This is a genomic window from Burkholderia sp. 4M9327F10 (genome assembly GCF_005503145.1).
GTDB lineage: Bacteria > Pseudomonadota > Gammaproteobacteria > Burkholderiales > Burkholderiaceae > Paraburkholderia.
The window spans coordinates 177,651-201,224 of sequence record NZ_SCNV01000004.1; the positions used below are offsets into that span (position 1 = coordinate 177,651).

Below are 23,574 nucleotides of genomic sequence, written 5' to 3' on the forward strand. Positions count from 1 at the left end.
CCTATGAATGCGCTCGAGTACGTCCCCGTCCCGGCGTTTGAAGACAATTACATCTGGCTCGTGTCGGACGGCCGCCATGCGGTGGCCGTCGATCCGGGTGAGGCCGCTCCGGTTCGCGCCTATCTGGCGAAACGGGGCTGGCGGTTGAGCGCTATTTTACTCACGCACCATCACCAAGACCACGTCGGCGGGGTGGCCGATCTGCTGAATGGCCAGGATGTGCCTGTATATGGGCCGGCTGGCGAGGCGATCGAGCATCTGACTTATCGCCTGAAAAGCGGCGACCGGGTGAGCATTGCCGAGCCGGCGCTCGATCTGGGCGTGCTCGACGTACCCGGCCATACGCGCGGCCATATTGCCTATTTCCAGGCAGCCGATCCGGCCGGCACCCCACACGTATTTTGCGGCGATACGCTGTTTGCATGCGGCTGCGGCCGGCTCTTCGAAGGCACGCCGGCGCAGATGCTCAAGTCGCTGGACGAACTCGCCGCTCTGCCGGGCGAGACCCAGGTGCACTGCGCGCACGAATACACGCTGTCGAACATCCGTTTTGCGCTTGCCTGCGAGCCGGGCAATGCGCAACTGCAGGCGTGGCGCGACGACGCGAGCGCGCTGCGCGGGCGCGGCGTCCCCACTCTGCCTACGACTATCGCCCACGAGCGGGCGGTGAACCCGTTTTTAAGGGCCGATAGTCCGGCGATCCACGCCACGCTTGCGGAACAGTTGCATGAAACGGTGCCGGATCGTCTGGCCGCGTTCACATTGATGCGTGAATGGAAGAATAGGTTCCGCTAACCCATTGGTGTATGGGGCCATGTTCACCTTGAATTTCGGAAAAATCTGCCAAGCCCAAGATTTGCCTAGGTTTTTCGTATATTTCCGATTGACGTAAACGTTTCGCTTTCGTACTATCGGCTGCAAATTCCAGTCCTGTGGAAGCCGAGACGTTCATGAGATTTATCTTTAGTGCGTTGCTGGTCCTCATGCTCGCCGCGTGCGCGAGCCAGGGGCCAACGACGAGTAGCAATAACACTGCTTCCAATCCTGCCAGCCAGCAAGCCGTAGCCGACGCCCTTCGCAATACCGCCTCTGCCAAAGAAACGATCAATGTCGATCAAGGCTCTGTCGATCAGTTGACGAGCCCGGACGCCGATCTGTGGGCGCGGATTCGCCGTGGTTTCCAGATTCCTGACATGCAAAGCGACCTCGTCGACATGCAGGCCAACTGGTACGCGCAGCGCCCGGACTACGTCGCCCGCATGACCGAGCGCTCGCAGAAGTATCTGTACCACATCGTCGAAGAGCTCGAAGAGCGTCATATGCCGACCGAGCTGGCGTTGCTGCCGTTCATCGAATCCGCCTACAACCCGCAGGCGCTGTCGGTCGCGAAGGCGGCCGGCATGTGGCAGTTCGTGCCGGATACGGGCCGTACCTACAACCTCAAGCAGAACATGTGGCAGGACGAGCGGCGTGACGTGCTCGCCTCCACCAGTGCCGCGCTCGACTACCTCTCGCGTCTGCACGACATGTTCGGCGACTGGCAGCTTGCGCTCGCCGCGTACAACTGGGGTGAAGGCAATGTGCAGCGCGCGATCGCCCGCAACGAAGCGGCGGGCTTGCCGACGGACTATCAAGACCTGCGCATGCCCAACGAGACGCGCAACTATTTCCCGAAGCTGCAGGCGGTGAAGAACATCGTGATGAACGCGCAAGCTTATGGCCTGACGTTGCCGTCCATCCCGAACCACCCGTATTTTGTGACGGTCACCACCGCGCACGATATCGACGTCGATGTGGCAGCCAAGCTCGCCAACATGACACCTGACGAGTTCCGTTCGCTGAATCCGTCGTTCAAGAAGCCGGTCATCCTCGGCGCCACGCAGCCGCAGATCCTGCTGCCGTTCGATAACGCCAGCGCCTTCGAGCACAATCTGAAGACCTACTCCGGCAACCTGTCGTCCTGGACCACCTACACGGTGACCGAGCGCGCGGCGCCGGCGGCGATTGCGCAGAAAATCGGGGTGGACGCGGACACGCTGATGGAGGTCAACAAGATTCCAGTCGGCATGCGCCTGAAACCGGGTTCGACAATCGTCGTTCCGCGCAGTGACGACGACGCCGACGAAGACATCAGCGCCGACGTCGCCGAAAGCGCCGTCCTCGCCATGGAGCCGGATGTCCCGGACACGCGCAAGATGCTGATTCGCGTGCGCCGCAAGCAGACCATGGCGGCGCTGGCGGTTCGCTATGGCGTCTCGATCGGTCAACTGAAGGCGTGGAACCGCACACATCGCGACCAGGTGAATCCGGGTCAGGTAATTGTGCTGCACGTGCCGGTGGGTAAGGCAATGCCGAGCGAGCCGGGTCCCGAGCGTATCGCAACGAACATGCAGGGCGGTGGCGTCGAGCGCATCGGCACCCAGATCGCAGACACGAAGAGCGATTCGCGCTACGATAAGAAGTCAGGTCGTGGCCGCACCGCCGTTGTCAAGGTGTCGGATCCGGCGGGCAAGACCAGCAAATCGTCCGCGCCCACCAGCGCCGCCAAAGGCAAGACGTCGAAAGCGGCTGCCCCGGGCACGTCCAGCAAGGCGTCGAAGGCTACGGTAACAAGCCGCCCGAAGACCGCAGCCAAGGCGAAGAAGGGCAATTAGACCAAAGCGGCTCCCACGGAAGTGGCCACATGCGTTGCGGGGGCAGCGCATGAATTGCGCTCCGATCACTTCTCGTTTTTCGACGCCGTCACCTATGGTGACGGCGTTTTCATTTCAGGGTCTTTGCGCCCGTGCACCGCGTTTTCCTTTATTGTGCGTGCATTCGTCTGACATGAACCCCCTGAGCCTGCGTCCTGCCCATGTCGTCCACCCAGCTTCGCGTGTTCCTGCTGTTTTCCGCCGGCTACTTTGTTTCCTATGTGTTCCGTGGCGTCAACCTCGGCTTTGCGCCGCTCATCACACATGATCTGGGTCTGTCGGCTGCCGATCTCGGCCTGCTGACGAGTCTGTATTTCCTCGGTTTCGCGGGCGCGCAGCTCCCGGCGGGTGTGCTGCTCGATCACTACGGCTCGCGCCGCGTCACGGCTGGCACGCTGCTGTTTGCGGCGGCGGGGATCTGGGTGTTCGGGGCGGGGCACAGCATCGGCATGATGATGCTGGGGCGTTTGCTGATCGGCGTCGGTGTCTCCGTGTGCCTGGGCGCGGCGTTCAAGGCGCTGGCGCAGCATTTCGAAGCCGCGCGGCTGCCGCTGATGAACGGCCTGGTAATGGCCGTCGGCGGTCTGGGCGGCGTGGCCGTGGGCTCGCCGCTCACGTGGGTGCTGACGTTCGCGAGCTGGCGTGCTGTCTGCGGCGCGCTGGGCGTGCTGACCATTGCCGTGGCGCTCGCCTTGTGGACGCTCGCACCGGACAAGCAGGACGGACACCGGCAGGCAAGCCTCGGCACGCAGTTCAAGGGCACGTGGCACATCCTCAAAGCCCCGGCGTTCTGGAAAATCGCCTCGTTTTCGGTGGTGACGCAAGGCGTCTTCTATGCCATGCAGTCGCTGTGGGTCGGCGCCTGGATGCGTGATGTCATGGGTCTCGCGCCCCGGGAGGCGGCCGCCCAGGTGTCGATTCTCGGCTTCGCCATGATGGCCGGCTGCGTCGGTTTCGGCGCAGCGGCGCGCAGTCTGGAGAAGCGCGGCGTCTCGCTGTACACCTTTTGCGGCATCGGCATGACGCTCTTCGTGGTGACCCAGGTGCTTATCATGTTCGGCGCGCCGCTGCCGGCCGCGCTGCTGTGGGCGGGCTACGGCATCTTCGGCGGTACCGGAATTCTCAGCTATGCAGTGCTGGCGCGGCATTTCCCGCCGCATCTGATTGGCCGGGGCAACACCACGCTTACGCTGATTATTTTTCTGTTGATCTTCGGTTTTCAGATTGGCGTTGGCGCGGTGCTCTCGCTGTGGCCGGCCAGCTCCGGCCATTACCCGGCGGCCGCACACCTGAGCGCCTGGGGCATCCTCGTCGCGCTGCAGATTGCCAGTGCGATTTGGTACGTGTTGCCAAGCCGTGTGCTGGCTCAACCCGCTCAGTTGCAGGCGGAGCATCATTCGTGAGGCGGTTTTTGCGCGCGCCATAAGGCTAATGGAAATGCTCGCAAGCCGTCTGGCTAGTGGATCGCGGGCGTCTCTCCCGTCAGGCTGGCTGCATATCCCGATTCGGCCCACTAAAACGGAGCCGGATAGCCTGAAAGCCTTGCCGATAAAGGCTCCAGCTTCCCGATAGGGGCCTCGCGCCCGGTCCTGGAGTCATCTCGCATTTGGAGAGAGGGGCACTTTAGAGCTATAATTCCAAGGTTTGAGCTTATCAACCCGCACCCTAGCGCCTACCTCTCCCATACCGTTCATCCGCCGCGCGCGGCTGACGCACCGCACCCAGCCGATCAGTCCACATCATGGATCCATCGCGCCCTTGCGACGTCCGCTGCGGTACGCGAGCGAGCCTGCGCGCGCATCACGCTGATGCGCCTCGCTGCGGCTCGCACGGCTCGGATAGACAGGTCGGCACAGGGTGTTCCCCCAAGGAGTCTCCCGTGTTGCCGTCTTTTTCTCCCGCTCTGCTCGCGCTCGCCGACGGCACGGTCTTTCGTGGCTACTCGATCGGCGCCCCCGGCCATACGATTGGCGAAGTCGTTTTCAACACCGCTATCACCGGTTACCAGGAAATCCTGACTGACCCGAGCTACGCGCGTCAGATCGTGACCCTCACGTATCCGCACATCGGCAATGTCGGCGTGAACGCCGAAGATGTCGAAGCCACGAAAGTCCATGCCGCCGGCCTCATCATCCGCGACCTGCCGGTGCTGGCCTCGAACTTCCGCATGGAGCGCACGCTTTCGCAGTACCTGCAGGACGAAGGCGTGGTGGCCATTGCCGGCCTCGACACCCGCAAGCTGACACGCGTGCTGCGCGACAAGGGTGCGCAGAACGGCGCGATTCTGGCGGGCTCGGATGACGAAGCCAAGGCCATCGAACTGGCGCGCTCGTTCCCGGGTCTGGCCGGTATGGATCTCGCGAAGGTCGTGTCCACGAAGGAATCGTTCGAGTGGACGCAGACCGAATGGCGCCTGGGCGAGGGCTACGGCAAGCAGAACGCGCCGAAGTACCGCGTGGTCGCGTTCGACTATGGCGTCAAGTACAACATCCTGCGCATGCTGGCCGAGCGCGGCTGCCACGTCACCGTGCTGCCGGCGCAAGCCACTGCAGCCGATGCGCTGGCGCTCAATCCGGACGGTGTGTTCCTGTCGAACGGCCCCGGCGACCCGGAACCGTGCGACTACGCGATTGCGGCTACCAGGGAGCTGATCGAGCGCGGCGTCCCGACCTTCGGCATTTGCCTCGGTCACCAGATCATGGGCCTCGCGGTTGGCGCGAAGACCATCAAGATGAAGACCGGCCACCACGGCGCGAATCACCCGGTGAAGGATCTTGACGACGGCCGTGTGGTGATCACGTCGCAAAACCACGGTTTCGCAGTGGACGCAGCCACGTTGCCCGCTAACGCACGCGCCACGCACGTGTCGCTGTTCGACGGCACGCTGCAAGGTTTTGCGCTGACCGACAAGCCGGCTTTCTGCTTCCAGGGCCACCCGGAAGCGTCGCCTGGCCCGCATGACATTGCCTATCTGTTCGATCGCTTCACCGGTTTGATGGATCAGAAGAAGGCCGGCGTCACGGCAGCCGCAGCGGCTGCTTAAGTGACGCCAATAAGGTCCGCAAACAAGATGGCCGGATAAAGCGGCCACGTGAGGCGTCTGCACCAGACGCCCTCGCAAGGCGGAGCACCGGTGGTTGCAGAACCGGACGCCCGCGCAAGCGGACAGAACAGAGCGCGCCGCCGCAGCGCCAGGAAGCCAGCAGCAGCAACGGCCCCGGCAGCAGCGGTGCAGCGCGCCAACGGAAAGAATTCAGGAATACATTAGCGAGAGCGTTATGCCCAAGCGGACAGACATTAAAAGCATCCTCATCATCGGCGCGGGTCCGATCATCATCGGCCAGGCGTGCGAGTTCGACTACTCGGGCGCACAGGCTTGCAAGGCGCTGCGTGAGGAAGGCTACAAGGTCATTCTCGTCAACAGCAATCCGGCGACGATCATGACCGACCCGAACACGGCCGACGTGACCTACATCGAGCCGATCACGTGGGAAGTGGTGGAGCGCATCATCGCCAAGGAGCGTCCGGACGCGATCCTGCCCACCATGGGCGGCCAGACCGCGCTGAACTGCGCGCTCGACCTGCACGCACACGGCGTGCTGGAAAAGTACAAGGTCGAGCTGATCGGCGCCTCGCCGGAAGCTATCGACAAGGCGGAAGACCGTCAGAAGTTCAAGGACGCGATGACCAAGATCGGTCTCGGTTCGGCCAAGTCGGGCACCGCACATTCGATGGAAGAAGCGCTCGCCGTGCAGGCGCAGATCGCAACCGAAACCGGCAGCGGCGGCTATCCGGTGGTGATCCGTCCGTCGTTCACGCTCGGCGGTTCGGGCGGCGGTATTGCGTACAACCGCGAAGAATTCGAAGAGATCTGCAAGCGTGGTCTGGACCTGTCGCCGACGCGCGAGCTGCTGATCGAAGAATCGCTGCTTGGCTGGAAAGAGTACGAGATGGAAGTGGTCCGCGACAAGAAGGACAACTGCATCATCGTCTGCTCGATCGAAAACCTGGACCCGATGGGCATCCACACCGGCGACTCGATCACCGTCGCACCGGCGCAGACGCTCACCGACAAGGAATACCAGATCCTGCGTAACGCATCGCTCGCGGTGCTGCGCGAGATCGGCGTGGACACGGGTGGCTCCAACGTGCAGTTCTCGATCAATCCGAAAGACGGCCGGATGATCGTGATCGAAATGAACCCGCGTGTGTCGCGTTCGTCGGCGCTGGCTTCGAAAGCGACCGGCTTCCCGATCGCCAAGGTCGCGGCGAAGCTCGCCTGCGGCTACACGCTCGATGAACTCAAGAACGAAATCACCGGCGGCCAGACCCCGGCGTCGTTCGAGCCGACGATCGACTATGTCGTCACCAAGATTCCGCGTTTCGCGTTCGAGAAGTTCCGCGAGGCCGATCCGCGCCTGACCACGCAGATGAAGTCGGTCGGCGAAGTGATGGCGATCGGCCGGACCTTCCAGGAGTCGTTCCAGAAGGCGCTGCGCGGTCTCGAAGTCGGCGTGGACGGTCTGGATGAAAAGACCACCAGCCACGACGAGATCATCCGCGAGATCGGCGAAGCCGGTCCGGACCGCATCTGGTACGTGGGCGATGCGTTCCGTATCGGCATGAGCGCCGCGGAAATCTTCGAAGAGACCGCCATCGATCCGTGGTTCCTCGCGCAGATCGAACAGATCATCCTGAAGGAAAAGGCGCTGAACGGCCGTACGCTGGCGAGCCTGTCGAAGGAAGAACTGAAGTATCTGAAGCAAAGCGGCTTCTCGGATCGGCGTCTTGCCAAGCTGCTCGGCGCGAAGCCGGCCGAAGTGCGTCAACGCCGCATCGAGCTGAACGTGCGCCCGGTCTACAAGCGCGTGGACACCTGCGCGGCCGAGTTCGCCACCAAGACAGCCTACATGTACTCGACCTACGAGGAAGAGTGCGAAGCGAATCCGACGAACAACAAGAAGATCATGGTGCTGGGCGGTGGCCCGAACCGGATCGGCCAGGGCATCGAGTTCGACTACTGCTGCGTGCACGCCGCGCTCGCCATGCGCGAAGACGGCTACGAAACCATCATGGTCAACTGCAACCCTGAGACTGTTTCGACCGACTACGACACCTCCGACCGTCTGTACTTCGAATCGCTGACGCTCGAAGACGTGCTCGAAATCGTCGACAAGGAAAAGCCGGTTGGCGTGATCGTGCAGTACGGCGGCCAGACGCCGCTGAAGCTCGCGCTCGATCTCGAAGCGAACGGTGTGCCGATCATCGGCACCTCGCCCGACATGATCGACGCAGCCGAAGACCGCGAGCGCTTCCAGAAGCTGCTGCAGGACCTCGGTCTGCGCCAGCCGCCGAACCGCACCGCACGCGCCGAAGACGAAGCGCTCAAGCTCGCCGAGGAAATCGGCTACCCGCTGGTGGTGCGTCCGTCGTACGTGCTGGGCGGCCGCGCCATGGAAATCGTCCACGAGCCGCGTGACCTCGAGCGCTACATGCGTGAAGCCGTGAAGGTGTCGAACGATTCGCCGGTGCTGCTCGACCGCTTCCTGAACGACGCGATCGAGTGCGACGTGGATTGCATCTCCGATGGCGAAGCCGTGTTTATCGGCGGCGTGATGGAGCACATCGAACAGGCGGGCGTGCACTCGGGCGACTCGGCTTGCTCGCTGCCGCCGTATTCGCTGTCGAAGGAAACCGTGGCTGAGCTGAAGCGCCAGACCGGTGCGATGGCCCGCGCGCTGAACGTAATCGGCCTGATGAACGTGCAGTTCGCAATCCAGCAGGTGCCCCAGGCGGACGGCTCGAAAGAGGACGTAATCTACGTGCTCGAAGTGAACCCGCGCGCTTCGCGCACGGTGCCGTATGTGTCGAAGGCAACCAGCCTGCCGCTCGCGAAGATCGCGGCGCGCGCGATGGTCGGCCAGAAGCTGGCGGAGCAGGGCGTGACGAAGGAAATCGATCCGCCGTACTTCAGCGTGAAGGAAGCGGTGTTCCCGTTCGTCAAGTTCCCGGCCGTCGATCCGGTGCTCGGACCGGAAATGCGTTCGACCGGCGAAGTGATGGGCGTGGGCCAGACCTTCGGCGAAGCGCTCTTCAAGTCGCAGCTCGCCGCGGGCTCGCGTCTGCCGGAGTCGGGCACGGTGCTGCTGACCGTGATGGACGCCGACAAGCCGAAGGCTGTCGAAGTCGCCCGCATGCTGCACGAACTGGGTTATCCGATCGTCGCGACCAAGGGTACGGCCGCCGCCATCGAAGCGGCGGGCGTGCCGGTGAAGGTCGTCAACAAGGTGAAGGACGGCCGTCCGCACATTGTCGACATGATCAAGAACGGCGAAATCGCGCTGGTCTTCACCACCGTCGACGAAACCCGCGCTGCCATTGCCGATTCGCGTTCAATCCGCATGAGCGCCCAGGCGAACAAGGTCACCTACTACACCACGATGTCGGGTGCACGGGCTGCGGTCGAAGGTTTGCGCTATTTGAAGAACCTGGAAGTCTATGATTTACAAGGACTCCACGCTCGCCTAAACTAAGGCTTCGAATACCTGTCCAAGATGTAAGTGCCGCGGTTAAGCGGCGTCCCTCAAGGTACCGGCATGGGCTTTGCCCGGGCTCAGGCGCCTGCGGGGATGCACTTAACCGCGGTGATTTTTTTTACGGCCGTTTTTTTGCCACTAGAGCTGTTTATGAGCACGATTCCATTGACGACGCGCGGCGCCAAGAAGCTGCGCGATGAACTGCAGCATCTGAAAGCCGTTGAACGTCCGGCGGTCGTCAACTCGATTGCCGAAGCGCGCGCGCAGGGCGACCTCTCGGAAAACGCCGAATACGACGCTGCGAAGGAAAAGCAGGGCTTTATCGAGGGCCGCATTGCGGAAATCGAGTCGAAGCTGGCTGGCGCGCAAATTATCGATCCCGCCGCAGTGGACGCGGACGGCCGCATCGTGTTTGGTGCGACCGTGGAGCTGGAAGACCTCGATTCGGGCGCTTCGGTGAAATACCAGATCGTCGGCGACGACGAAGCGGACCTCGAGCACGGCCTGATCTCGATCAGCTCGCCGATCGCGCGCGCCCTGATCGGCAAGTCGGAAGGCGACGTGGCCTCGGTGCAGGCGCCGGGCGGCGTGCGCGAGTACGAGATCATCGCTGTCAGCTACGTCTAAAGGCCGTCCAGGTGTCTACTCAGGTGTCCCTCGTGCCGCATCGGGTGTTCCGGCTGCTGACCGTGGTTTGGGTCGGCAGTCTGCTCACCATCGGTTATGCAGTTGCGCCCGTGCTGTTTGCCTTGCTCGACCGGATCGACGCAGGCGCGGTCGCGGCACAACTGTTTCGCATCGAAGGCTGGCTGGGCGTGGTATGCGGCGTGTTGCTGCTGGTGCTCGCCAACGTGCTGATCCGCCGCGGCAATGACGCTTATCGCCGTCTGCGCTGGCTGATTGCCGGGATGCTGGTGTGCGTGCTGCTCGGCTACTTTGCGCTGCAGCCGTTTATGAATGCAATCCGCATGGCCGCGCTCGAGGCGGGTACGGATGTCGCCCATTCGCCTGATGCGATGCGCTTCGGCGTGCTGCACGGGGTGTCCAGCCTGTTTTATCTGGTCGAGAGCTTGCTCGCGATTGCACTGGTGTGGAAGTTGCCCACGAGTGCGCACGCCGCGGGTGCCGCAGATGGGGCTCAAGCGGGAAACCAGGCCGGGGTCCAGGGCTCAGCGGGTAAGGGCGTTGCCGGATAGCAGCGAATGTCCCGCGGGAGATGTCCTACGGGGTGATGCAACGGCGAGAGCCATGTTTTACGCCGCGGGCAAGCCGCCCGCAGCTTCCTCGGCCTCTCGGGCCGCTTACTTTACCGATTGATGCGGACGCTTGGCGCTGGTCTGGCGCTTCTTGGCGCGCTTGATATTGCCGCCCGCGGTGACGCGTTCGTTGCCGCGCACCACGACCTGCTTGGGCTTGGGCTTGCGCATCGGGATTTCGGAAGGCTTGACCACCGTGACCACGCGCGGAGCGCGGCCCTTGGAGGGCTTGGCGTCTTCGGATGCCGCTTCGCGGGCGCTCGGCAGCTCGCCTCGCTTGGCCCGGCTGGCAGGCTTGGCCGTCGCTTCCGGCTTCCAGATTACCAGCAGCTTGCCGATATGCTGGATGGGCGCGGCGTTCAGCGTGTCGCAGATCTGTTCGTAGATGGCGATCCGCTCTTCGCGTTCGTCGCCGAACACGCGGATCTTGATTAGCTGATGCGCGCCCAGATGGACCTTGATTTCGGCCAGGACGGCGTCAGTCAAGCCCTCGGCGCCGATGAGCACGACCGGTTTGAGCGCATGTGCCTGGGAGCGCAACTCGGCGCGTTGATCGGAAGAGACTTTGAGGGCTGGCATGGAAAGTGTGAGACTCGACTAAAATGGCGGCGCCTGCAGTTTCGATCGCTTGGGTCGATCGCGCAGGGCGGCGCGTCAGAACAACAGAGAACGCGGTTGATGGCACGCGGGTTGATGACCCGGTCGCCGGTAGCCGCGCGAATAAAACGCGTATTATCCGCTAAAAGCGCGGCATCACGCAGCAAGAGTTCAACGTTTAATGGCAAAAAACAAGTTCAACACGTCGTGGCTGCACGATCACATCAACGACCCGTACGTGAAACTGGCGCAGCGGGAGGGTTATCGCGCCCGCGCAGCCTACAAACTGAAGGAAATCGACGAGCAGGACAAGCTGATCCGTCCTGGTCAGGTGATTGTCGACCTCGGTTCGGCGCCCGGCAGCTGGAGCCAGTACGCCCGCAACAAGCTGGCGCAGGGCGCGAAGCGCGATGCGACGCGTGAGGGCGGCATCGACGGCACGATCATCGCGCTCGACCTGCTGCCCATGGAGCCGATTGCCGACGTCACCTTTATCCAGGGCGACTTCCGCGAGGACACTGTTTTGCACCAGTTGGAAGAATTGGTCGGAGAGCGTCAGGTTGACCTTGTAATTTCGGATATGGCGCCCAACCTGTCGGGAGTGGCGCTCGCGGACGCCGCACGGATCGAGCATGTGTGCGATCTCGCGCTGGAATTCTCGCAGAATCATCTGAAGCCGGATGGTGCCCTTTTAGTGAAATGCTTTCACGGCAGCGGTTACAGCCAGATTGTCGAGAAATTCAAGCGGCAGTTTAAGACGGTGGCCGCGCGCAAGCCGAAAGCATCGCGCGACAAATCGTCTGAAACTTTTATTTTGGGTAAGCATCTGAAACGGCCCGTTTAAATGGGTACCCCGGCGGGTGTCCCTCGACCTTTTTGAGTCCCGGATTTGCCGGAAAAGCGGCACTGGGACGGCGTCCTGCGCTATTTGTGTGGTAGCGAAACGTTATGGCAGGGGTCTGCGGACTGGATTAGAATGCTTTAGTGGTGCCGCAAGGCAAATGTAGGCGCCCGTCTATGAGTGAAGGAGTGGTGCTTTGAACAACAATATGTTTTCGAAGGCAGCAGTGTGGCTGGTTATCGCACTGGTGCTGTTTACGGTGTTCAAGCAGTTCGATAAGCCCCGTATCCAGGAAGGCGTTTCCTATTCGCAGTTCATGGACGACGCAAAGAACGGCAAGGTCAAGAACGTCATCGTTCAGGGGCGTAACCTCACGGTCACTCCAGCAGACGGCCAGAAGTACCAGATCGTGTCGCCCGGCGACATCTGGATGGTCGGCGACCTGATGAAGTACGGCGTTCAGGTGAGCGGCAAGGCCGATGACGAACCGAGCGCGCTGATGTCCGCACTGTATTACCTTGGACCCACAATCCTGATTATCGGGTTCTGGTTCTACATGATGAGACAGATGCAGGGGGGCGGAAAGGGCGGAGCATTCTCCTTCGGCAAGTCCCGCGCACGTCTGATCGACGAGAACAACAACGCCATCAATTTCACCGACGTCGCCGGTTGCGACGAAGCCAAGGAAGAAGTCTCGGAACTGGTCGACTTCCTGCGCGATCCGCAAAAATTCCAGAAGCTCGGCGGGCGCATCCCGCGCGGCGTACTGCTGGTCGGGCCGCCGGGAACCGGTAAGACGCTGCTCGCCCGTGCTATTGCCGGCGAAGCGAAAGTGCCGTTCTTCAGCATTTCCGGTTCGGACTTCGTGGAAATGTTTGTTGGCGTGGGCGCGGCGCGTGTGCGCGACATGTTCGAGCAGGCCAAGAAGCATGCTCCCTGCATCGTGTTCATCGACGAAATCGACGCGGTCGGCCGCCATCGTGGCGCCGGCATGGGCGGCGGCAACGACGAGCGCGAACAGACGCTGAACCAGATGCTGGTCGAGATGGACGGCTTCGAGGCGAACTCGGGCGTGATCGTGATCGCTGCCACGAACCGTTCGGACGTGCTGGACAAGGCGCTGCTGCGCCCGGGCCGTTTCGACCGCCAGGTCTACGTCGGTCTGCCGGACATCCGCGGCCGCGAGCACATCATGAAGGTGCACCTGCGCAAGGTGCCGATCTCGAACGACGTCGACGCGGCGGTGATCGCACGCGGCACGCCGGGCTTCTCGGGTGCTGACCTCGCGAACCTCGTGAACGAAGCGGCGCTGTTCGCGGCACGCCGCGGCAAGCGCATCGTCGAGATGATCGACTTCGAAGACGCGAAGGACAAGATCTTCATGGGTCCGGAGCGCAAGTCGGCTGTGATCCGCGAAGAATCGAAGCGCGCCACGGCGTACCACGAGTCGGGCCATGCGGTGATCGCCAAGCTGTTGCCGAAGGCCGATCCGGTGCACAAGGTCACCATCATCCCGCGCGGTCGCGCCCTGGGTGTGACGTGGCAGTTGCCGGAGCACGACAACGAAACGTATTCGAAGGACTACCTGCTCGATCGCCTCGCGATCCTGTTCGGTGGCCGGGTGGCGGAAGAGCTGTTCCTGAACCTGATCAGCACGGGCGCCTCGGACGACTTCAACAAGGCAACCCAGACGGCCCGCGCAATGGTTGCACGCTTCGGCATGACCGATGCGCTCGGACCGATGGTCTACGTGGACGACGAGAACGACGCTACGCCGTTCGGCCGCGGCTTCACGCGCACCATTTCGGAAGCGACGCAGCAGAAGGTCGACGCGGAGATTCGCCGCGTGCTGGACGAGCAATACACGTTGGCCAAGCGCCTGCTGGACGAGAACCGCGACAAGGTTGAAGCGATGACCGCGGCCCTGATGGAGTGGGAAACGATCGACGCCGATCAGATCAATGACATCATGGCGGGCCGTCCGCCGCGCGCACCGAAGAGCTCGCCGCCGTCGGCAAGCGACGCGTCGTCGGGTGGCAGCACGGGGACCGAGGTGAAGCCGGGCAGCGCGACTGCGCCGGCCTGATCGGAGCCACGTCCGAAGCACGGGCCGGTGTGATTTCACACCGGCCCGTTTTGCATTCGTCATCATTTGCTTGTCTGTATGGCCCGTTACGTGTCGAACACCGCACCACCGTCTCTCCCGTCCCCTGAACCGCTGCAGTGCGGCCGCTTTACGCTGAGCTTCGAACGCCCGTTGGTGATGGGCATTCTCAACGTCACGCCCGATTCGTTCTCCGACGGCGGCAAGTTCGCGATGCGTGGCGACGCGCTGCGCCAGGCCGAAAGAATGATGCTCGATGGCGCGGATATCATCGATATCGGCGGCGAGTCGACCCGTCCCGGCGCGCCGCCGGTGCCGCTCGAAGAGGAGCTGGAGCGGGTGATTCCGCTCATCGAACAGTTGCACGGCGCCAACGTGCCGCTGTCCGTCGACACCTATAAACCGGAAGTGATGCGCCACGCGCTGGCCGCGGGCGCGGATCTGGTCAACGACATCTGGGGCTTTCGGATGCCCGGAGCCATCGATGCCGTGCGCGACAGCCCATGCGGCCTGTGCGTGATGCATATGCTGGGCGAGCCGCAGACCATGCAGCTAGGCGAACCGGCCTATCAGGATGTGGTCGGCGAGGTGCGGGCGTTTCTGGAACAGCGGGTCGCAGCGCTGATGCAAGCGGGTATCGCCAAACGGCGCATCAGCGTGGACCCTGGCTTTGGCTTCGGCAAGGCAGTGATCGAACATAACTATGCGTTGCTCGCCCACTTGCCTGAAACGGCGCCGCGCGTTGAGCCACTATCCGCCGCGCCGTTTCCTGTCCTAGCCGGCATGTCCCGCAAGTCGATGCTCGGCGCGGTCACGGGCCGGGCCGCAGCGGAGCGGGGCGCCGCGAGTATCGCTGCGGCGGTTTGCGCCGCCGGGCGCGGCGCCGCGATACTGCGCGTGCATGACGTGGCGCAGACAGTTGATGCATTGAAAGTCTGGGCAGCCATGCGCGACGCAGCGCGTCGCGGCTGACCCTTAGTAGAAAGAGGAAAACACCAAGATGGCACGTCGCTTTTTCGGTACCGATGGCATTCGGGGCAAGGTCGGCGAGGCGCCGATCACGCCGGATTTTGTATTGCGGCTGGGTTATGCCGCCGGCAAGGTGCTGGCGGGCGGGGATCGCTGGGTCAATAGCGGCCAGCGTCCGACCGTCCTGATCGGCAAGGACACACGGGTCTCGGGCTACATGCTCGAGGCCGCACTGGAGGCGGGATTTTCGGCGGCAGGCGTCGACGTCATGCTGGCCGGCCCGATGCCTACGCCGGGCATCGCCTATCTCACGCGGGCCTTGCGCCTCGCGGCCGGGGTGGTCATCAGCGCCTCCCACAATCCCTACTATGACAACGGCATCAAGTTCTTCTCGGCCCACGGCGACAAGCTGCCCGATGAAGTCGAGCTGAAGATCGAGGAACAGCTGGAGCAGCCGCTGGATTGCGCCGCGTCGGAGCAGCTCGGCAAGGCGCGGCGCCTGGATGACGCCGCCGGCCGCTACATCGAGTTCTGCAAGAGCACCTTTCCGGCCGCGTTCGATCTGCGGGGCATGAAGCTGGTGGTCGATTGCGCGCACGGCGCCGCTTATCACATCGCGCCGCACGTGTTCCACGAACTCGGGGCCGACGTGATCCCGATCGGCGTAGCGCCGAACGGCTTCAACATCAACGACGGTGTGGGCGCCACCGCGCCGGACGCGCTGGTGCGCGCGGTACGGGCGAATCACGCCGACCTCGGCATCGCGCTCGACGGCGACGCCGACCGCCTGCAGGTGGTCGACGCCGCTGGCCGCCTCTATAACGGCGACGAGTTGCTGTACGTGCTGGTCAAGGACCGCATTGCGACCGACGGCAAGGTGGAAGGCGCGGTCGGCACGCTGATGACCAATATGGCGGTCGAAGTGGCGTTGCAACGTGCCGGCGTGCAGTTCGTGCGCGCAGCGGTCGGCGACCGTTACGTGCTCGAACAGTTGCGCGAACACGGCTGGCAACTGGGCGCCGAGGGCTCGGGTCACATCCTCTCGCTGGACCGCCATTCGACCGGTGACGGAATCGTGTCGTCGCTGCTGGTGCTGGCGGCCATGAAGCGCAGCGGCAAGACGCTGGGCCAACTGCTGGAAGGCGTCACGCTGTTCCCGCAGAAGCTGATCAATGTGCGCATGCAGGCAGGGGCCGACTGGAAGGGCAGCGACGCAATCCGCCACGCCATCAGCGCGGCCGAGGCGGCTCTGGAAGGGCACGGCCGGGTGCTGATCCGCGCTTCCGGCACCGAGCCGGTATTGCGCGTGATGGTCGAAGCCCAGGGCGTGGACGACGCGGTCCACCACGCCGAAACGATTGCCGGCGTGGTCAAGCAGGCGACTGCCTGATCCCAAAGACCGCCTGGTCAGGGTAGCGTATGCGGCGCCGCGGCCAATTGTCGCGGCGCCGCACGCTCCAGCTGCGAACGGGCAATCCGCTGCCATCGCGCCAGCGGTTCCCACCCTTACTTGCGGCTTCCGTTCCGGCCGATCCTCCTTCCAGAAACCCTTCAGCTGAGCGCAAACGTTCCCGCTGCGCATTTTTCGCCTAATCTCTACAGACATGGCGAAAACGCTGCTCCAATACCTTTCATAAGCGGAATCTTACTTTCACGACAGTAATCGTACTGTCACGTGCTTTTCACGATTCGTCACGTTACTGTCACAAAGAGACCCTATTCTTCGCGGTGTCGTGTAATCCGCTCACACCACTGGAGGTCTCATGAAATTGATGCAAACCGCGTTCGCTGGCCTGGCTAGCGCGCTCTTCGCGATCGCAGCGCAAGCCACTGACATTACCGGCGCGGGCAGCACCTTTGCAGCACCCATCTATACGAAGTGGGCTGACGCTTACCAGAAGTCGGGTGGCGGTAAGGTCAACTATCAAGGCATCGGTTCGTCGGGCGGTATCAAGCAGATCATCGCCAAGACGGTTGATTTCGCTGGTTCGGACGCTCCGCTGAAGGACGACGAGCTGGCCAAGGACGGCCTGTTCCAGTTCCCGACGGTGGTCGGCGGCGTGGTGCCGGTTGTGAACCTGCCGGGCGTGACGCCGGGCCAACTGGTGCTGTCGGGCGAAGTGCTCGGCGACATCTACCTGGGCAAGATCAAGAAGTGGAACGATCCGGCGATCGCTGCACTGAACCCGAAGGCAAAGCTGCCGGATACGGATATCGCTGTGGTGCGCCGTGCTGACGGTTCGGGCACCAGCTTCATCTGGACGAACTACCTGTCGAAGGTCAACGCAGACTGGAAGTCGAAGGTCGGTGAAGGCGCAACGGTCAGCTGGCCGACGGGCACGGGCGGCAAGGGCAATGACGGCGTGGCAGCCTTCGTGCAACGTCTGCCGGGCGCAATCGGTTACGTCGAATGGGCGTACGCCAAGCAAAACAAGATGGTCTACGTCGATTTGAAGAACTCGTCGGGCACAGTCGTTCAGCCGGAAACGGAAACGTTCAAGGCAGCGGCAGCGGGCGCTGACTGGTCGAAGTCGTTCTATCAGATCCTGACGAACGAGCCGGGCAAGAACGCATGGCCGATCGTCGGCGCAACGTTCGTGCTGCTGCACACGGCGCAGGACAAGCCGGCGCAAGGCGCCGAAACGCTGAAGTTCTTCGACTGGGCGTTCAAGAACGGCGGTCAGGCTGCGAGCGATCTTGACTACATCTCGCTGCCGGAATCGGTTGTGACGGAAATCAAGTCGCAATGGAAAGAGAAGGTGAAGGACGCATCGGGCAAGCCGGTCGCCGAGTAAGCGTCAACGCGTAGTAACAAGCCGCCCAGCCTCATGTGAGGCTGGGCGGCTGTAGTGCTGGTTGCGTGACGTTGTGTCATGCAGCATCTGGTCACAGATACACAGGTTCCCATGTCCGACATCCCTCTCGTGTCGACCACTCCCGGCAGCGCGGCGCAGCAGAAAGCGCCCAGTCGCGCCGGCGACGTTATTTTCGGCGGTCTCGCGCGCATCTCTGCGATCGTCACCCTCTTGCTGCTCGGCGGCATCATCGTTTCGCTGATCGTCGCTTCGCTGCCGTCGATCAAGCAATTCGGCCTGAGCTTTCTCTGGACTGCCGACTGGGATCCACCCAGCCAGAAGTTCGGCGCGCTGGTGCCGATCTACGGCACGATCGCCACGTCGATCATTGCGCTGGTGATCGCCGTGCCGGTCAGTTTCGGCATCGCACTGTTCCTTACCGAGCTGTCGCCCGCATGGCTGCGTCGCCCGCTCGGTATTGCCATCGAGCTGCTGGCGGCGATCCCGTCGATCGTCTACGGCATGTGGGGCCTGCTGGTGTTCGCGCCGATCTTCGCGACCTGGTTCGAAAAGCCGCTGGGCACCGTGCTCGGCAGCATACCGTTCGTCGGCATGTTCTTTCAGGGCCCGCCCATCGGCATCGGCATTCTGTGTGCGGGCGTGATCCTCGCCATCATGATCATTCCGTATATCGCCTCGGTGATGCGCGACGTGTTCGAAGTCACGCCGGTCCTGCTGAAGGAATCGGCGTACGGCATCGGCTGCACGACGTGGGAAGTCATGTGGAAGATCGTCCTGCCGTTCACCAAGAGCGGCGTGATCGGCGGCGTGATGCTGGGTCTGGGCCGCGCGCTGGGCGAGACGATGGCGGTCACCTTCGTGATCGGCAACACCAATCTGCTCGACAACGTCTCGCTGTTCTCGCCGGGTAACAGCATTACCTCGGCGCTTGCCAACGAATTCGCGGAAGCGGAGCCGGGCCTGCACACGTCGGCGCTGATGGAACTGGGCCTGATCCTGTTTGTGATTACCTTTATCGTCCTCGCGATCTCGAAGATCATGCTGCTTCGCCTCGAGAAAGGGGAGGGCGCAAAATGAGCCAGCCCACCATGAATATGCCGGGTTCGGCGGATCCCGCCGCGCTGGAGGCGATGCGCGTCAAGCTGCAAGGCCGCCGCCGCGTCACCAACGCCATCGCGCTCACGCTCTCGCTGGCGGCCATGGCCTTCGGCCTGATCTGGCTGATCTGGATTCTTTATACGACGCTGCGTCTGGGCATCGGCGGCATGTCGATCGAGCTGTTCACGCAGTCGACCCCGCCGCCGAATACCGATGGCGGCGGTCTGCAGAACGCGATCGTCGGCAGCCTGATGCTGATCGTGCTGGCTACCTTCGTCGGCACGCCGATCGGCATTCTCGCCGGCGTCTATCTGGCCGAATACGGCCAGAAGGGCTGGCTGGCCAATGTGACGCGCTTTATCAACGACATTCTGCTGTCGGCGCCGTCGATCGTTGTGGGCCTGTTCGTCTACGCGCTGGTGGTCGCCAAGCTCGGTCACTTCAGCGGCTGGGCCGGTGTGTTCGCGCTCGCGCTGCTGCAGATTCCAATCGTGATCCGCACGACCGAAAACATGCTGAAGCTGGTGCCGAACGCGCTGCGCGAGGCTGCCTTCGCGCTCGGCACGCCGAAGTGGAAGATGGTGCTGTCGATCACCTTGAAGGCGTCGATTGCCGGCATTATCACCGGCGTGCTGCTCGGCGTCGCCCGGATTGCCGGTGAAACCGCGCCGCTGCTGTTCACGGCAATGTCGAATCAGTTCTTCTCATGGAACATGAATCAGCCGGTCGCAAACTTGCCGGTTACGATCTATCAGTTTGCGATGAGCGCCTTCCCGCAGTGGCAATCGCTTGCATGGGCCGGCGTCTTCCTGATCACGCTTGGGGTGCTGGGCCTGAACATCCTCGCGCGTACGATCTTTTCGAAAAAGTAAGGGCGGAGTAATCCGATGAACATGGCAGAAACTCAACTCAATCCGACCGCGCGTCCTACCGCGCCCGCCGGTTTCGACCCCGCCCAGGGCGACAGTGCCCAAGCGTCGGCGCAGCCGAAAATCCAGGTCAACGATCTGAACTTCTTCTACGGCAAGTACCACGCGCTGAAGAACATCAACCTGCAGATTCCCGAAGGCAAGGTGACCGCGTTCATCGGTCCGTCGGGCTGCGGCAAGTCCACGCTGCTGCGCACCTTCAACAAGATGTACGCGCTCTATCCGGAGCAGCGCGCCGAAGGCGAAATCCTGATGGACGGCGAAAACCTGCTGACCACCAAGCGCGATATTTCGCTGCTGCGCGCGCGGATCGGCATGGTGTTCCAGAAGCCGACGCCGTTCCCGATGTCGATCTACGACAACATCGCGTTCGGCGTGAAGATGTTCGAAACGCTGCCGCGCTCGGAGATGGACGACCGGGTCGAATGGGCACTCACCAAGGCGGCGCTGTGGAACGAAGTGAAGGACAAGCTCGGCCAGAGCGGCTACGGCCTCTCGGGTGGCCAGCAGCAGCGTCTGTGCATTGCGCGCGGCATTGCGATCCGTCCGGAAGTGCTGCTGCTCGACGAGCCGTGCTCGGCGCTCGACCCGATCTCCACGGGCCGTATCGAAGAACTGATCGCGGAGCTGAAGAGCGACTACACCGTGGTGATCGTCACCCACAACATGCAGCAGGCAGCACGCTGTTCGGACTACACTGCGTACATGTACCTCGGCGAGCTGATCGAGTTCGGTGACACCGAAAAGATCTTCATCAAGCCGGTCCGCAAGGAAACCGAGGACTACATTACCGGCCGCTTCGGCTAACCCCGAGCTGCACCAACAGGGAGCACGACATGTCCGACAAACACCTCTCCAGTCAGTTCGACGCCGATCTGAACCTCGCTTCCTCGAAGGTTCTCGAAATGGGCGGACTCGTCGAGTCGCAGATCGTCAATGCGATGATCGCGCTTAACAATTTCGACCTCGACATGTGCGAGCAGGTGATCGCTGCCGAAGATCGCCTGAACCAGATGGAAGTCGAGATCGACGAAGAGTGCAGCAACATCATCGCGCGCCGCCAGCCGGCCGCACGCGACCTGCGCCTCCTGATCGCGATTTCGAAGACCATCACCAATCTCGAGCGCGCCGGCGACGAAGCGGAGAAGATTGCCAAGCGCACCAAGCGCCTGATGGAAGACGGTGCTTCGCGCCAGATCAATATCGCCGAGATCAAGCTGTCGGGCGAGATGGCCGTGTCGATCCTGCGCCGCGCACTCGACGCGTTTGCGCGTCTGGACACGGTGGCCGCCGCGCAGATCGTGCGTGACGACAAGGCGATCGACGAGGAATTCCGTGCCTTCGTGCGCAAGCTGATTTCGTACATGACCGAAGATCCGCGTTCGATTTCGGTGGGCCTCGATTTCCTGTTCATCGCCAAGGCGATCGAGCGGATCGGCGACCACGCGAAGAACATTGCGGAATTCATCATCTACATCGTCAAGGGCACCGACGTGCGGCACAAGTCGCGCGACGCGCTCGAACGCGAAGCGCTTAGTTAACCCCTGCATAAAGGTCAAGAGGTGCCGATGCCTAGCAGCATTCTCGTCATCGAAGATGAGCCCGCTATTTCCGAACTGATTTCGGTCAATCTTCAGCACGCGGGCCATTGCCCGATCCGCGCCTATAACGCGGAACAGGCGCAGAACCTGATCAGCGACGTACTGCCCGACCTCGTCCTGCTCGACTGGATGCTGCCAGGTAAATCGGGCATCGCGTTCGCGCGCGATCTGCGCAACAACGAACGGACCAAGCACATTCCGATCATCATGCTGACCGCACGTGGCGATGAACAGGACAAGGTGCTGGGCCTCGAGATCGGCGCGGACGACTACGTCACCAAGCCGTTCTCGCCGAAGGAACTGATGGCGCGCATCAAGGCGGTGTTGCGCCGCCGCGCGCCGCAGTTGACCGAGGACGTGGTCGCGATCAACGGGCTCAAGCTCGATCCGGCCACGCATCGCGTCGCGGCGCACGCGGAAGGCAGCGAGATCAAGCTCGATCTCGGTCCGACCGAGTTCCGTCTGCTGCATTTCTTCATGACCCATCCGGAGCGCGTGCATAGCCGTACGCAACTGCTCGATCAGGTGTGGGGCGACCACGTGTTCGTCGAAGAGCGCACGGTGGACGTGCATATCAAGCGCCTGCGCGCCGCGCTGAAGCCGGCCGGGTGCGATGCTATGATTGAAACGGTCCGGGGCAGCGGTTACCGGCTCGCGAAAAGCGCTTAACAAGCTTGATAACTGCCGCAGGATTCGCACGATGCGCCGGGCCGGGCGTATCGCCGCGTCAATAACAGCATGAATCACAGCGCTGCGAGACCGGTCGCGGCGCATGGATCTCTCTTCGATCGCTAGAACATGAACATCATCTGGGCGCGTTCCATTGTGTCGGTCGTGCTGCTTGCTGTTCTGTGCGCGTTGCTTGGCGTGTTCGTCAATGTCAAGACAGCACTGATCTTCGCGATCGTGGTGCTGCTCGCGCAGAGCGTTTTCAGCACTTTCCATAAACAGCGTCTGTGGCGTCTGCTCGATGCGCCGGTGTACGGCGAGGTGCCGAGTGCACCGGGTATCTGGGGCGAAATCTATTACCGCTTGCACAAGCTCGCGAAGCGCTGGCATGCCCAGGTGCGCCAGGTCGAGCAGCAGCACTCGCGCTTCATCCAGGCCATCCAGGCTTCGCCGAACGGCGTGGCGATGCTCGACGATCACGACCAGATCGAGTGGTGCAACGCCATCTCCGAGCTGCATTTCGGCCTCGACGCAAAGCGCGATCTGCGTCAGCACATCACCCATCTCGTGCGCCAGCCCGACTTCGTCCGCTACCTGAATTCGCATCATTACGAAGAGATGCTGATCATGCGCGGGATGGGCGAGAAGCGCCAGAACGTGCTGTCGGTGCAGGTGTTCCCGTATGGCGAGAACCGCAAGCTGGTGCTGTCGCAGGACATCACCGAGCTCGAACGCACCGATGCGATGCGGCGCGACTTCGTGGCCAATGTCTCACATGAACTGAAGACGCCGCTTACCGTGCTGTCGGGTTTCCTGGAGACGATGCGCGAGCTGCCGCTGGGCGAAGCCGAACGCGCGCGCTACCTCGAACTGATGGAGCAGCAGGCGGCGCGCATGCGGCATATCGTCAATGACCTGCTGGTGCTTGCCAAGCTCGAAGGCGACAACAAGCCGCCGAGCGACCACATGATCGATATGCGCGCGGTGCTGCGGCATCTGCGCGACGACGCGGAAAACCTCTCGAGCGATCATCATCAGATCACCTTCGATGCCGACGAGGGCCTGACCGTCACCGGCGTCGAAACGGAGATTCTGAGCGCGCTCGGCAACCTCGTGACCAATGCGATCCGCTATACGCCGGACGGCGGCAAGATTCATGTGACGTGGCAGGCGAACAGCGGTTGCGCGACTTTCTCCGTGGCCGATAGCGGCCTGGGTATTCCCGCAGCAGATATTCCCAGGCTCACCGAACGGTTCTACCGGGTCGACCGCAGCCGCTCGCGCGACACCGGCGGCACCGGCCTCGGCCTGGCGATCGTCAAGCACGTGCTGCAACGGCACGACGCTCAACTGGAAGTGAAGAGCGAAGAAGGGCGCGGCAGTACGTTCACCGTGCGCTTTCCGGTATTCCGCACGGCGCGGCTGCACCCTGCACCGGCTTGATTTTGATGGCTGGATCTTCCTC

Annotated in this window: 19 protein-coding genes; 18 read left to right on the forward strand and 1 reads right to left on the reverse strand. The window is 62.5% G+C overall.

The annotated features are described in order from the left end of the window. Positions 1-3 precede the first annotated feature (3 nt). The 7 genes from gloB to FFS45_RS06690 all read left to right on the forward strand — a co-directional run bounded on the left by gloB (position 4) and on the right by FFS45_RS06690 (position 10,425). On the forward strand, positions 4-795 hold the full coding sequence (gene gloB / locus FFS45_RS06660; protein WP_137953916.1) for a hydroxyacylglutathione hydrolase: 792 nt from the start codon (positions 4-6) through the stop codon (positions 793-795). 155 nt (positions 796-950) lie between these two features. Then, entirely contained in the window at positions 951-2,654 is a 1,704-nt protein-coding gene (locus tag FFS45_RS06665; RefSeq protein ID WP_137953917.1) for a transglycosylase SLT domain-containing protein, read from the forward strand. Between the two features lie 200 nt (positions 2,655-2,854). Next, positions 2,855-4,096 (forward strand): MFS transporter, encoded by a 1,242-nt coding sequence (locus FFS45_RS06670; RefSeq protein WP_137953918.1) that lies wholly within the window; start codon positions 2,855-2,857, stop codon positions 4,094-4,096. A gap of 476 nt (positions 4,097-4,572) precedes the next feature. Continuing rightward, positions 4,573-5,736: a glutamine-hydrolyzing carbamoyl-phosphate synthase small subunit gene (gene carA / locus FFS45_RS06675; RefSeq protein ID WP_137953919.1), complete on the forward strand. Its 1,164-nt coding sequence runs from the start codon at positions 4,573-4,575 to the stop codon at positions 5,734-5,736. Between the two features lie 235 nt (positions 5,737-5,971). Further along, positions 5,972-9,226, forward strand: a complete 3,255-nt coding sequence (gene carB / locus FFS45_RS06680) for a carbamoyl-phosphate synthase large subunit (protein WP_137953920.1) — start codon at positions 5,972-5,974, stop codon at positions 9,224-9,226. A gap of 153 nt (positions 9,227-9,379) precedes the next feature. Continuing rightward, complete coding sequence (greA, locus tag FFS45_RS06685) at positions 9,380-9,856, forward strand: transcription elongation factor GreA (RefSeq protein ID WP_137953921.1); 477 nt, start codon at positions 9,380-9,382, stop codon at positions 9,854-9,856. 32 nt (positions 9,857-9,888) lie between these two features. After that, a complete protein-coding gene (locus FFS45_RS06690) occupies positions 9,889-10,425 on the forward strand; it encodes a DUF4149 domain-containing protein (protein ID WP_137954003.1) in 537 nt (178 codons plus the stop codon). A gap of 105 nt (positions 10,426-10,530) precedes the next feature. Here the strand turns inward: FFS45_RS06690 and FFS45_RS06695 are convergent, their stop codons facing one another. Next, complete coding sequence (locus FFS45_RS06695; protein ID WP_137953922.1) at positions 10,531-11,064, reverse strand: YhbY family RNA-binding protein; 534 nt, start codon at positions 11,062-11,064, stop codon at positions 10,531-10,533. 199 nt (positions 11,065-11,263) lie between these two features. On the opposite strand from FFS45_RS06695, the gene FFS45_RS06700 reads away from it, so the two are divergent. The 11 genes from FFS45_RS06700 to phoR all read left to right on the forward strand — a co-directional run bounded on the left by FFS45_RS06700 (position 11,264) and on the right by phoR (position 23,552). After that, positions 11,264-11,926 carry an RlmE family RNA methyltransferase gene (locus tag FFS45_RS06700; RefSeq protein WP_137953923.1) on the forward strand — a complete coding sequence of 221 codons (663 nt, stop codon included), beginning with the start codon at positions 11,264-11,266 and terminating at the stop codon, positions 11,924-11,926. A gap of 193 nt (positions 11,927-12,119) precedes the next feature. Next, on the forward strand, positions 12,120-14,009 hold the full coding sequence (gene ftsH, locus FFS45_RS06705) for an ATP-dependent zinc metalloprotease FtsH (protein ID WP_137953924.1): 1,890 nt from the start codon (positions 12,120-12,122) through the stop codon (positions 14,007-14,009). A 78-nt stretch (positions 14,010-14,087) separates the two neighbouring features. Beyond that, positions 14,088-14,999 (forward strand): dihydropteroate synthase, encoded by a 912-nt coding sequence (gene folP, locus FFS45_RS06710; RefSeq protein ID WP_137953925.1) that lies wholly within the window; start codon positions 14,088-14,090, stop codon positions 14,997-14,999. 28 nt (positions 15,000-15,027) lie between these two features. After that, the gene (glmM, locus tag FFS45_RS06715) at positions 15,028-16,386 is read left to right on the forward strand and encodes a phosphoglucosamine mutase (RefSeq protein ID WP_137953926.1); all 1,359 of its coding nucleotides are present in this window, start codon (positions 15,028-15,030) and stop codon (positions 16,384-16,386) included. Between the two features lie 373 nt (positions 16,387-16,759). Continuing rightward, complete coding sequence (gene pstS, locus FFS45_RS06725) at positions 16,760-17,791, forward strand: phosphate ABC transporter substrate-binding protein PstS (protein ID WP_137953927.1); 1,032 nt, start codon at positions 16,760-16,762, stop codon at positions 17,789-17,791. A gap of 111 nt (positions 17,792-17,902) precedes the next feature. After that, positions 17,903-18,889, forward strand: coding sequence for a phosphate ABC transporter permease PstC (gene pstC / locus FFS45_RS06730; protein WP_137953928.1), 987 nt, complete (start codon positions 17,903-17,905; stop codon positions 18,887-18,889). Further along, positions 18,886-19,782, forward strand: coding sequence for a phosphate ABC transporter permease PstA (pstA, locus tag FFS45_RS06735; protein WP_137953929.1), 897 nt, complete (start codon positions 18,886-18,888; stop codon positions 19,780-19,782). The genes pstC and pstA overlap by 4 nt, the downstream gene beginning before the upstream one ends. A gap of 15 nt (positions 19,783-19,797) precedes the next feature. Next, complete coding sequence (pstB, locus tag FFS45_RS06740) at positions 19,798-20,646, forward strand: phosphate ABC transporter ATP-binding protein PstB (protein WP_137953930.1); 849 nt, start codon at positions 19,798-19,800, stop codon at positions 20,644-20,646. Positions 20,647-20,675: 29 nt separating this feature from the next. Beyond that, positions 20,676-21,380, forward strand: a complete 705-nt coding sequence (gene phoU, locus FFS45_RS06745) for a phosphate signaling complex protein PhoU (protein WP_090684287.1) — start codon at positions 20,676-20,678, stop codon at positions 21,378-21,380. A gap of 27 nt (positions 21,381-21,407) precedes the next feature. Next, positions 21,408-22,109, forward strand: a complete 702-nt coding sequence (gene phoB, locus FFS45_RS06750) for a phosphate regulon transcriptional regulator PhoB (protein WP_006051991.1) — start codon at positions 21,408-21,410, stop codon at positions 22,107-22,109. Between the two features lie 129 nt (positions 22,110-22,238). Beyond that, entirely contained in the window at positions 22,239-23,552 is a 1,314-nt protein-coding gene (gene phoR, locus FFS45_RS06755; protein WP_137953931.1) for a phosphate regulon sensor histidine kinase PhoR, read from the forward strand. The last annotated feature ends 22 nt before the right edge of the window (positions 23,553-23,574 follow it).

Excerpts from the sequence above, each read along its gene's own strand:
- greA (WP_137953921.1), top strand. The coding sequence starts at position 9,380 with ATGAGCACGATTCCATTGACGACGCGCGGCGCCAAGAAGCTGCGCGAT.
- FFS45_RS06665 (WP_137953917.1), top strand. The coding sequence starts at position 951 with ATGAGATTTATCTTTAGTGCGTTGCTGGTCCTCATGCTCGCCGCGTGC.
- FFS45_RS06700 (WP_137953923.1), top strand. The coding sequence starts at position 11,264 with ATGGCAAAAAACAAGTTCAACACGTCGTGGCTGCACGATCACATCAAC.
- folP (WP_137953925.1), top strand. The coding sequence starts at position 14,088 with ATGGCCCGTTACGTGTCGAACACCGCACCACCGTCTCTCCCGTCCCCT.
- gloB (WP_137953916.1), top strand. The coding sequence starts at position 4 with ATGAATGCGCTCGAGTACGTCCCCGTCCCGGCGTTTGAAGACAATTAC.
- FFS45_RS06695 (WP_137953922.1), bottom strand. The coding sequence starts at position 11,064 with ATGCCAGCCCTCAAAGTCTCTTCCGATCAACGCGCCGAGTTGCGCTCC.
- phoB (WP_006051991.1), top strand. The coding sequence starts at position 21,408 with ATGCCTAGCAGCATTCTCGTCATCGAAGATGAGCCCGCTATTTCCGAA.
- pstS (WP_137953927.1), top strand. The coding sequence starts at position 16,760 with ATGAAATTGATGCAAACCGCGTTCGCTGGCCTGGCTAGCGCGCTCTTC.
- FFS45_RS06670 (WP_137953918.1), top strand. The coding sequence starts at position 2,855 with ATGTCGTCCACCCAGCTTCGCGTGTTCCTGCTGTTTTCCGCCGGCTAC.
- carB (WP_137953920.1), top strand. The coding sequence starts at position 5,972 with ATGCCCAAGCGGACAGACATTAAAAGCATCCTCATCATCGGCGCGGGT.
- phoR (WP_137953931.1), top strand. The coding sequence starts at position 22,239 with ATGAACATCATCTGGGCGCGTTCCATTGTGTCGGTCGTGCTGCTTGCT.
- glmM (WP_137953926.1), top strand. The coding sequence starts at position 15,028 with ATGGCACGTCGCTTTTTCGGTACCGATGGCATTCGGGGCAAGGTCGGC.
- phoU (WP_090684287.1), top strand. The coding sequence starts at position 20,676 with ATGTCCGACAAACACCTCTCCAGTCAGTTCGACGCCGATCTGAACCTC.
- pstB (WP_137953930.1), top strand. The coding sequence starts at position 19,798 with ATGAACATGGCAGAAACTCAACTCAATCCGACCGCGCGTCCTACCGCG.
- pstA (WP_137953929.1), top strand. The coding sequence starts at position 18,886 with ATGAGCCAGCCCACCATGAATATGCCGGGTTCGGCGGATCCCGCCGCG.
- pstC (WP_137953928.1), top strand. The coding sequence starts at position 17,903 with ATGTCCGACATCCCTCTCGTGTCGACCACTCCCGGCAGCGCGGCGCAG.